Source organism: Pseudactinotalea sp. Z1739, from assembly GCF_049725055.1.
GTDB lineage: Bacteria > Actinomycetota > Actinomycetes > Actinomycetales > Beutenbergiaceae > CALKWS01.
The window spans coordinates 116522-125470 of sequence record NZ_JBMPQA010000008.1 but is presented as its reverse complement, the minus strand read 5'-3'; the positions used below and the strand labels follow the sequence as shown (position 1 = coordinate 125470).

General features: G+C 67.2%; 11 protein-coding genes. 3 read left to right on the top strand and 8 right to left on the bottom strand.

Features of this window, described 5'->3' with window-relative positions:
* The first annotated feature begins 25 nt into the window (after positions 1-25).
* Complete coding sequence (locus tag ACO0LV_RS12030; protein ID WP_424788139.1) at positions 26-337, top strand: DUF1905 domain-containing protein; 312 nt, start codon at positions 26-28, stop codon at positions 335-337.
* A 56-nt stretch (positions 338-393) separates the two neighbouring features.
* On the opposite strand, the gene ACO0LV_RS12025 is transcribed toward ACO0LV_RS12030, so the two are convergent.
* The 3 genes from ACO0LV_RS12025 to ACO0LV_RS12015 form a co-directional block, all read right to left on the bottom strand.
* Positions 394-1755: a C39 family peptidase gene (locus ACO0LV_RS12025; RefSeq protein ID WP_424788138.1), complete on the bottom strand. Its 1362-nt coding sequence runs from the start codon at positions 1753-1755 to the stop codon at positions 394-396.
* 43 nt (positions 1756-1798) lie between these two features.
* The gene (locus ACO0LV_RS12020) at positions 1799-3157 is read right to left on the bottom strand and encodes a serine hydrolase domain-containing protein (RefSeq protein WP_424788217.1); all 1359 of its coding nucleotides are present in this window, start codon (positions 3155-3157) and stop codon (positions 1799-1801) included.
* A gap of 179 nt (positions 3158-3336) precedes the next feature.
* Positions 3337-4701, bottom strand: a complete 1365-nt coding sequence (locus ACO0LV_RS12015) for a hypothetical protein (protein ID WP_424788137.1) — start codon at positions 4699-4701, stop codon at positions 3337-3339.
* Positions 4702-4952: 251 nt separating this feature from the next.
* On the opposite strand from ACO0LV_RS12015, the gene ACO0LV_RS12010 reads away from it, so the two are divergent.
* On the top strand, positions 4953-5039 hold the full coding sequence (locus ACO0LV_RS12010) for a DUF418 domain-containing protein (RefSeq protein ID WP_424788216.1): 87 nt from the start codon (positions 4953-4955) through the stop codon (positions 5037-5039).
* A 21-nt stretch (positions 5040-5060) separates the two neighbouring features.
* Here the strand turns inward: ACO0LV_RS12010 and ACO0LV_RS12005 are convergent, their stop codons facing one another.
* The 3 genes from ACO0LV_RS12005 to ACO0LV_RS11995 all read right to left on the bottom strand — a co-directional run bounded on the left by ACO0LV_RS12005 (position 5061) and on the right by ACO0LV_RS11995 (position 6776).
* Positions 5061-5747, bottom strand: a complete 687-nt coding sequence (locus ACO0LV_RS12005) for an SDR family oxidoreductase (RefSeq protein WP_424788136.1) — start codon at positions 5745-5747, stop codon at positions 5061-5063.
* Between the two features lie 85 nt (positions 5748-5832).
* The gene (locus ACO0LV_RS12000; RefSeq protein WP_424788135.1) at positions 5833-6390 is read right to left on the bottom strand and encodes a hypothetical protein; all 558 of its coding nucleotides are present in this window, start codon (positions 6388-6390) and stop codon (positions 5833-5835) included.
* Positions 6387-6776, bottom strand: coding sequence for a hypothetical protein (locus ACO0LV_RS11995; RefSeq protein ID WP_424788134.1), 390 nt, complete (start codon positions 6774-6776; stop codon positions 6387-6389). The genes ACO0LV_RS12000 and ACO0LV_RS11995 overlap by 4 nt, the downstream gene beginning before the upstream one ends.
* 126 nt (positions 6777-6902) lie before the next feature.
* On the opposite strand from ACO0LV_RS11995, the gene ACO0LV_RS11990 reads away from it, so the two are divergent.
* Positions 6903-7370 carry an NUDIX hydrolase gene (locus tag ACO0LV_RS11990; protein WP_424788133.1) on the top strand — a complete coding sequence of 156 codons (468 nt, stop codon included), beginning with the start codon at positions 6903-6905 and terminating at the stop codon, positions 7368-7370.
* Here ACO0LV_RS11990 and ACO0LV_RS11985 read toward each other — a convergent pair.
* Entirely contained in the window at positions 7367-7885 is a 519-nt protein-coding gene (locus tag ACO0LV_RS11985; protein ID WP_424788132.1) for an AAA family ATPase, read from the bottom strand. The two genes, ACO0LV_RS11990 and ACO0LV_RS11985, sit on opposite strands and share 4 nt — an antisense overlap.
* A 108-nt stretch (positions 7886-7993) precedes the next feature.
* Positions 7994-8836, bottom strand: a complete 843-nt coding sequence (locus tag ACO0LV_RS11980) for an SDR family oxidoreductase (RefSeq protein WP_424788131.1) — start codon at positions 8834-8836, stop codon at positions 7994-7996.
* Positions 8837-8949: the final 113 nt, after the last annotated feature.

Below are 8949 nucleotides of genomic sequence, written 5' to 3'. Positions count from 1 at the left end.
TAGTCTGAGCGGTCGAGGAGCAGTGATGACCTGGGATTTCGAGGGCGAGATCTGGTACTGGCGCGGCCCCGCCCCGTTCTACTTCATCACCGTACCCGAGCCGATCAGTGCCGACATCCACGCCGTGGCCGCTGACGTCAGTTACGGCTGGGGGGCGATCCCCGTCCGAGCGCGCATCGGTGCCACCACCTGGCAGACCTCTATGTTCCCCAAGGAAGGCCTGTACGCACTACCGGTGAGGGTGGCGGTACGACGGGCTGAGCAGATCGACGATGGCGACGTGGTCTCGGCCCACCTGGAACTGGAGCCAGGCCGGTCCCAGGTCACCGTGGGATGAGGCGCGTAGCCGCGGCCTGCAGTGTGGGCCAAAGGATGCCGTGAGTGCCAGCCGGCTCAGACCCAGTTCGGTTCCGCCGCGTCCACGGGCTCGGGCAGGGCGTGGCCCGGGGGCGCGATGACGTAGACGAGGCCGCCCGACGTGGTCAGCCAGAGGCTCTCGAACTGGTCGCGGGGGTAGGTGACGCGCACCTTGCCGTCGTCGGCCTCGTCCTGGGAGGCCGGGTCGTTGACCACGACGTCTCCGTCGGCGTCGAACCCTACGATCGTCAGCAGGTGCCCGTTCGTCCCGTATCCGGCGCCGTCGAGGTCGGCTTCGGTGAACGACATCGAGCAGATCAGGGGGATGCCGGCGCTGATGAACTCCTCGGCCTCGCGCAGTGACCGCAGCCGGGTGATGTAGGCCCGGGCGCCCCGCTCTCCGGCGTAGGCCGCGTTGAACGCCCAGTTCCCGGCGCCCCCGTAGGTGTAGTCGAAGACATACCGCGTGACGTGGTCAACCTGGGGGCGCTGTTCCGCCTCGATATCCACCCATCCGGTCTCCTCGGCATCGGGGCCCAGGCCGAAATGGTCCAGCACCATCGCAGTACAGGTCGGTGAGCACCAGGCCTGCCCTCCCCCGTTCCACTCCGGGTAGTGACCCTTGTGCAGGTGCTGTGAGTAGGTGGGCACGTCCAGCACGATGCCGGCGGCCTCCCCCGGCTCACTGACCGGTACCGCCCGCTCATCGGGAATCGCCGAGACCATCGCGGTGAGCAGGGCGACCTCAGGGGTCTGCGTGGCGCCGGCGATCCGGTGCAGCGTGGCCCGCACGCGCAGCCCGGTCAAGGTGTGGTTGTGCCGCATCGCCAGCACGTCCACCTCGACGCCGGCGCGCGTGTCGCGCTGCCCCTCGACGGTACCGCGCTGGATATCGGGGTCGTCATCACCCCGGGACCAGCGGGCCAGCACGTACCAGTCGGTGTGCTCACCGGAGTCGGTGATCCCCTGGACGGCTACCTCCACCCATGTGCCCGACGGCGTTCGCGCGTTCCAAGAGGGGATCACCTCGGTGCCAGCGAACGGCAGTTGGACCTCCGGGGAGGTCCAGGTGGCGGTGTCGTAGGTGCGGGCCACCTCGGTGTGGGGGTCGGTGTACTCCACCGTGCCGGTGGGCGAGGTCAGGACCAGGCGCCCGTCGGGATCGACCGCGGTGCCGTCGTGGCTGCCCTGGTCGAAACCGTCGATGCCTTCCCATGCCTGCATGTACACCCCCCGGGGCGCGGGCTCGGGGGCGGGGTCGTCCAAGCCGGGAGGCTCGGATCGCGAGCGCATCAGTGCCGCTGCTCCGAGCGCGCCCGCGCCGGCCACGCCGACCGCCCCCACGGAGCCCAACCATTTGCGGCGGGAGATCCTGTTTGCGTCATGGTCACTCGACATCGCCACGACTGTACCGATCACCGGTCACGACGCCTGGGCAACGCTAGGTGACGGTCCAGCCGCCGCCGTCCAGCCCGCCGGGGATGAACTCGCTGGGCTCGTAGGGCCGGCGGGTGAAGACAAAGGTGCCGACGTCGAGAGTCTGGGGTTCGCCGTCGGCTGCGCGTCGCACGCGCAGGGCCTCCCCGCGGTGGTAACCGTCCAGGCCCACCCAGGAGTCGGTGCCGGTGGGCCGGAACCTGCTGGTGCTGGTCATCCCCGAGACGCGCTGCAGTTCGATCCAGCCCTCGTCAAGCACCCGCACCGTCCCCTCGGAGGTCCCCCAGAACCAGGACCCGGTCAGCGCCAGCACATCCGCGGGCACATCGGCGCGAGCCACCCACTCCTGGGGCAGGCGGGGCTCACTGTCCTCGACGATGTCGAAGGGGTCGTCCAGCCCTTCCACATCGCCGGGCGTGGTGCAGTTCATCAGCGTCACCACACCGAGCCCGGCCTCCCGGTCCACCTGCACGCCGGCTTGGAAACCGGGCATCGAGCCACCGTGGCCGACCAGGAGCCGCCCCGCTCTACGGGTCACCTGCAACCCAAGCCCGCGGGCGCTGGCCCACTGTGAGCCCGACGCCAGTGCGGTCGGCTCACACATCTCATCGAGGGTGTCGGTGTGGAGCACGTCAGCAGTGTCCCCGGCCAGGAAGGCCGCCCAGCGGCTGAGGTCACCCACGGTGGACCACAACTGCCCCGCGGGGGCCATCGCCCCGGTGTCCTGGATCGTCTCCGGCAGCAGCACGTCGGCATAGGGATGCACCGCGTACCCGGTGGCGAAGGGAGAGCGAGCCGACGTCGTCGTGCTGTCCATCCGCAACGGCCCGAGCACCTGCGCGGTGAGCACCTCATCCCAGGAGCGGCCGGTGACCGCAGCGATCACCTCCCCCAGCACCGCGAAGGCGATGTTGGAGTAGTGCACATGGCGTCCCTGCCGGCCCAGCACGGTGCCCTGCGCCAGCGCCTCGTGCAGGCCCTGCCGGTCCACCCCCGGTGACCGTTCCCACCACGAGCCGGGAAGTTCCGCGGCCAGCCCGCCGGTGTGGGTGAGCAGTTCGGTGAGGGTGCGATCGCCGAACGGGGTGCCGGGCACGTACTGGTCGACGGTGTCGGTCAACCGAAGCGCGCCGGCGTCGCGCAACTGCAGTACGACGACGGCGACGAAAGTCTTGGTGATCGACCCGATCCGGTACTGCAACTCACCTGGGTCGGCGTGCTCGGGAAACGTTCCCCGGGCGGCGGACCAGACCAGGTGGGAGTCTCGCACCAGCCCGGTGACCAAGGACGGAATGCGTCCCTTGGTCTGCAGGGTGGCGGCGCGCAGGTCCAGACGGCGGGCGGTGGTGGGCAGCAGTGTCATCTCAGTCACGGGCGACGACGCTAACAGGCGGGTGCCGCTGAGATCTCGGCGAACTCTACGACCTGCTCACGTCTTGACGGATCATGCGAGTCCGACCAAGCGGATGCTGGGACGGACGCAGGCGGGTATGCCGGTGATCCAGGTGCCACTCGTGCTCCAGTGCCGTTGATGGCGAGCCGTCAGACTTCTACTTCCACCTCGTCGCCCTCATTTGAAGCGGCCCCCGAGATCTCCTCGGAGGAATATGTTTCCTCCTCCTGGCCCGCGTGTGAGATCGGCTTATACCTCGGTGCCGGCCGGGTCCACACCTTCTGAGGCTGTAGGAGATTGATGTAGAAGTCGTCAACTGCAGCGATGACAGAATTGATGAACGACATCTTGGCAGTGGTGCGTCGACTCATGCCCAAGTCGTAGACGCGCGAAACGGTGAAACTCTTGATCTCGGGGAATGCCTCGGGCAGCGTGCCCTTCGGATCTTCTCGGTACTCCTCAATCGTAGCCGCATGCTGCCTACGAGCAGCATGCGCTTCGACTATCACGTCGCCAGATATCTCCGCCAGGGGCCGGAGGAGCCAATTGACGCGAGTCTCATTTCTCGTGTGTCCGGACGCAGGCACCTTGGCGTGAACATGAATCCTCCGTGCCCTCATATCACATCGAAAGGCTAGATCTGCTGCCGTACCCGGTATTCGAATCTTCGCTGACATCGTATGGTCTTCCGCCAGCTCTCGGGCCAGGGACTCAGTCCTCAAGTCAGGATTCGTCCGCTCCCGCTGCGACAGCATCGGCTCGACATCGACGCGCAACTTCTGCCCCAGTTTGAGGGCCATGTACCGGACCAGGCCGTCGAACTTCGCTGCGACGTCAGCGACGTCAGGGTCCCCTCGTCGAACGATGCCGGTGCGCACGGCGTCGGTGACAGCGGTCCAACTGCCTCCCATATCTTCGAACTCTAGGGCGCCGGAGTTCTCATGTTCCAAATACCGGATGAGTTCGCTGAGAATCCAAGCCTGCTCCTCATCCTCAATGCCGTGGACTTCCTTGGACGCCACTGCTAGCGAGATCAAGCGGACCCAGGAGAAGTGATAGACAGGCATCGAACGCAATTTGCGTTTGTCGAGGTCGAGTGGATGCGTTCCAAGGATCGGCGGGATCTCGTTAGAGATCGTGATCACCGCATCGAATTCATTCTCTCGAGCGACGTCCATATAACTCTCGACCTGATCTTTGTCGAGGCCGTTGGTCTGCGTCTTAACCTCCACAAGGGCCGTCCAACTGCTCGAGCCTCGCTCCACACGGATCAACCCATCGGGGCGGGGCGTCCGTTTATTCTTCTTGTCCTCAAAGGCTACTTCTGTGTAAGCCTTGACGTTTGCCCGTTTGGGTCCGAGCGGCGCACCGCACGGCTTCAGCATCGAATGCGCAAACTGCGGCACTACGGTCAAGACCGAGAGTAACGCCGAGGTCGCACGAACTTCTTGATCCACCGCCCCTCGAATACCCGATGTCGGAATCAGTCGCGCTTCGCGCCACTCCGCAGCCATGCCATTCCTCGCACTTCGCCATCGGATGCAATTTCTACCTTCGACGCTACCCGAACTCGTGTAACTCATGGCGCAGTTCAGGTAACCGCTTCGCCTTTCGACCGCGGGTCGAGGGGCACGGGCAGCGGGAAAGGGTTCGGCAAGGTGCTCACGGCGTACGCCGTCAGGTTTGCGTTCCCGCTTCCGGCGACGTAGGACCTTCGCATCCGTAGACCCGGACGGCACTGTCGAATTACCTGGCTCCCACGGTGATGTTCCTCCGCTTCACCTACGGTCCCGTGGAGTGGCTGTGGCGGTGCGTGACCTGGTGGGAACGGGTGCGACTGCGGCGAGTGTGACCACCCGACCCATGCCCTGGGTCAGGCGAGCGCGTCGGCGATCGGGGTGGATCCGTCGTAGAAGTTCAGGGTGCGCCGGATCCCGGTTGCGGACTCCAGGACGTGCACGATCACCTCGGCCACATTCTCCCGCGAGGTGACCCGCTGATCCTCGGCGAGGTCCCCATCGGGAACCTGCCCTTCGTCGTCGGCCAACAGGATCTTGCCTGTTGCCGGCTCGATGGTCAGCCCGGCCGGACCCAGGATCGTGTAGTCCAACTCCGTTGTGCGCAGGTGGGCATCGGCATCGTGCTTGGCCTTGGCGTAGGGGTAGAAGGAACTCTCCGGATCGATCCGGTGGATGTCCACCGCAGCGGTGACGTAGGAGACCATCACGTACCGGCGCACCCCGGCTCGCTCCGCAGCCTGCATCGAGAGCACCGCGGCCTCATAGTCCACCGCGTGGGTACGGGCCGGGTTGCCACCACCGGCACCGGCGGAGAACACCACGGCGTCGGCGCCGTCGAAGACCTGGGCAAGGGCACCGACATCGGCATTCTCGATGTCCAGCAGCACCGGGTGCGCGCCGGTCGCGGCGACCTCGTCGTGGTGGTCGGGGTTACGGATCACGGAGTGCACCTCATACCCCGCGTCGGTCAACTTCGGGGCGGTGAGCAGGGCGATCTTGCCGTGACCGCCAATGATCACCACGCGCTTGCGCTGTGTCATCGAGAACCTTCCGAGTTCGGGTGAGCCGGCCGGTGCCGGACCACTCGATCATCACCGCGACCGGGCTGCGGTGCAACAGCGCACCTCACGAGTCCGCGACCCACAACCGGCGAAGGCCGTCGGAGTGCACCATGAGAGCGAAGAGCACCGACCCAGGAACCAACCACCGCACCGCGGGGCCGGCCTCGGCGTTCTCGGCGGTTTCGGCACCGGCGATCAGTGTCAGGATCAGCACCACGGCGATCGCGGCCGGCAGGAGCCATCCGACCACCCGGACGAAACGCGCCGCCCCGGCGCCGCAATGACGCCGCCAGATGACGCCGCAGGCGCCCAGCGCGACGAGGACCACCAGCAGTAGCGCCACCGCCGCCAGGAGCAGCACGAGCGTGGCCGGCACGTTGTCCGAGTTGGCCAAGGTGTCATAGACCCCGATCGGTGCGGTGAGCACGCTCCACGCCCCGACGTCGGGGCCGGTGGCCGCGGTCAACAGGCTTCCCACCCCGAGCAACACGACCGTGGCCAGCACCAGGCCCCGCAGCAGCAGCGACTCCAGGTCATCGATACGCCGCTCCAGGACCAGTACCCGGCTGCGCACCCTGCCGATCTCAGCCTGTGCTCGATCCTGCGACTGTGTCGATGTCACGCCGGCCCGCCCTTCGTCGTCGTTGCGCCACTCTCACCGTGAAGCGGCCGCAACCTCGCGGGAGCGGGGAAGGGCAGCACGTAGTCACGCACGTTCGCCCCCGCCACTGCCGCCACACCGTAGTCGTCCTGCCGAACCGTGATGCGCTCCGGGTGGACCTCGGTGATCCGCACTCGCTCGGAGGTACCGTCCGGGTGCTCCAGCAGCCACGGTTCGGCAAGGAAGGACAGCCCGCGCTCCTCCAGCGCTTCCTCGGCGTCCAGGTAGTCCAGTGGTTCGGTGATCTCGCGGCCGAGCATGTCGACGGCCACGAAGTGCTCGTCGCGCATGCGCAGCCAGCCGATCAGTTCACCGTCTGTCCGCCGATGCTCAATCCAGGTGTCCATGAGCGGCCATGGTAGGAGGGGGCGACGGTGGAACTCACCCGAATTTCCGACACGCTCGCACGGCCCGCCAGCGAGGTATTCGGGCGAGCCAGTAGACGCTCCCTTCCTGCGCGATACAGTGCGCCGGTGAGTTTCCGACTAGCCGCCTACGCCGTGTGCATCGAAAACGATCACCTTCTCCTCGTCCATCACGTGCCTGCCGATGACGAGCCGGTCTGGACCCTGCCCGGCGGTGGGGTGCAGCACGCCGAGGATCCATTCGATGCGGTGACCAGGGAAGTCTCCGAGGAGACTGGCTGCGACGCAACGGTCGAGAGCCTGCTGGGTGTGGACTCCCGGGTGATACCCGCAGCGGTCGCTCGTGCCGGAACCACTCACCAGAACGTGGGCGTCTTCTACCAGGTCCGTCTCCTCAGTGGCCGGCTGCGCGCTGAGCCGAACGGTGACACCGAGGACCCCTCCTGGGTCCCGGTGCCCAGAGTTGCCCGATTGCGCCGATCCTCGTTGGTCGACGTCGGCCTGACGCTGGCGCAGACCCGCCCGATCACCGGGCACGTCGCCACCGTACCCGTGGGCGGCTTGATCCAGCACTAGGACCCATCCCTGGCGGCGAGGACCGCCTCCACGACGGTCGCAAGCGTCACTCCAGCGGTGTCCACCTCAGAGACCTCGTCCGAGGCCGACCAGGGAACGAAGTCGGCGGCACGAGCGATTACATCCGCCCAGGAAGGCTCACCAATGCGCTGAAACCCCCGGGTACGGCCCTGCAGACGCACGCGGTGCTCGCACACGTCGGAGCAGATCAGGTGCACGAACCGCAGCGGCACCTCACACCGTCCCGCGGCGCGGCGCCAAGTCCGGCGAGCCTCGTCACTATCGTTGACCGCATCGACCACCACGGACGAACCCGCCATCAGGTTGGTCTGCGCCATCGCCCGAGCCGCCTCGTACGCTGCAACGCCCACAGTCCACCCGGGCGGCAGGCCGCTCTCGAGGAGTGCCTCCTCGATGGTGTCGATGGACAGGTGCACACTTGCGGTCCGCTTCGCCACGGCAGCCGCGGCAGCCGTCTTGCCCACACCGGGCAGGCCGGATATCACCAGCAACACGTTCGCTCCATCCACACGGCACCGTAGCGCGGGGGTGTTCGGAGGGATTCGCACGGCGCTGACGCAGCACGATGGCGGGGTCGCGCTACGTGCGCCGCACCAGCCCGATCAGGCCGGGTCCGTCGTCGTCGGCTCTTTTCGCTCGGCAGCCCCGGCCCGGCCGGTGAAGGCATCCATGGACTCGTGCAGGCCGAGGAAGGCGGTGATCCGGTCGAACACCGTCACCGGCAGCAGCCGGGCGAACCGGACAGCCATCACCCTCTGCGGCATGAGCAGTTCGGCACGACCCCGCTCGATCGCTCGCAGGATGCGGTCACTGGCTCGCTGCGGGTCCAGAATCGGCAGGACGCGGGGGAACTTGGTGCGGACCCCGGCGAACATTCCGGTGTCGATGTAGTAGGGACACACCACCAGCGACGTCACCCCGGTCTTGTCCTTGGCCAACTCCACCCGCAGGGACTCGGCGAAGGTGAAGGCCGCAGCCTTGCTGGCCGAGTAGTCGCTCTGGCGGGCCACGCCCAACAGGGCGGCGGCACTGGCGATCGTCACCACGCTGCCCCGGCCGCGCTCGATCATGCCGGGCAGGAAGGCGCGGGTCACCCAGTACAGCGAGAGCGTGTTGACCTCGAAGGTGCGCCGGATCGCCTCCTCCGACGCCGCCAGCAGCGGCTTGCCGGTGACGACGCCGGCATTGTTGATCAGCACATCCACCGGCCCGGTCTCCCGGCCGGCGGTCGCGACCGCGGCGGCATCGGAGACGTCGACGGCGAACGATTCCGCAGGTGCGCCCGCGGCCCGGATCTCATCGCGAACCGCCGCGGCGGAGCTTGTGTCCAGGTCCCAGATCACGACCCGCCCACCGCGCCGCGCCACGCCGAGAGCGAGCAGCCGGCCGATGCCGCTACCGGCCCCGGTGATCAGTACCCTCTGGCCGCGAAGGTTGGTGCGCATGCCACTGATTCTCGCGCACGCAAACTCGATGTGCGGGCGCGCCGTGCGCCGGATGTGTGGGCCCATGCCTGCCGGATCCTGATCGTCCGGACGCCCGAGGCCGGGCGTGCGCT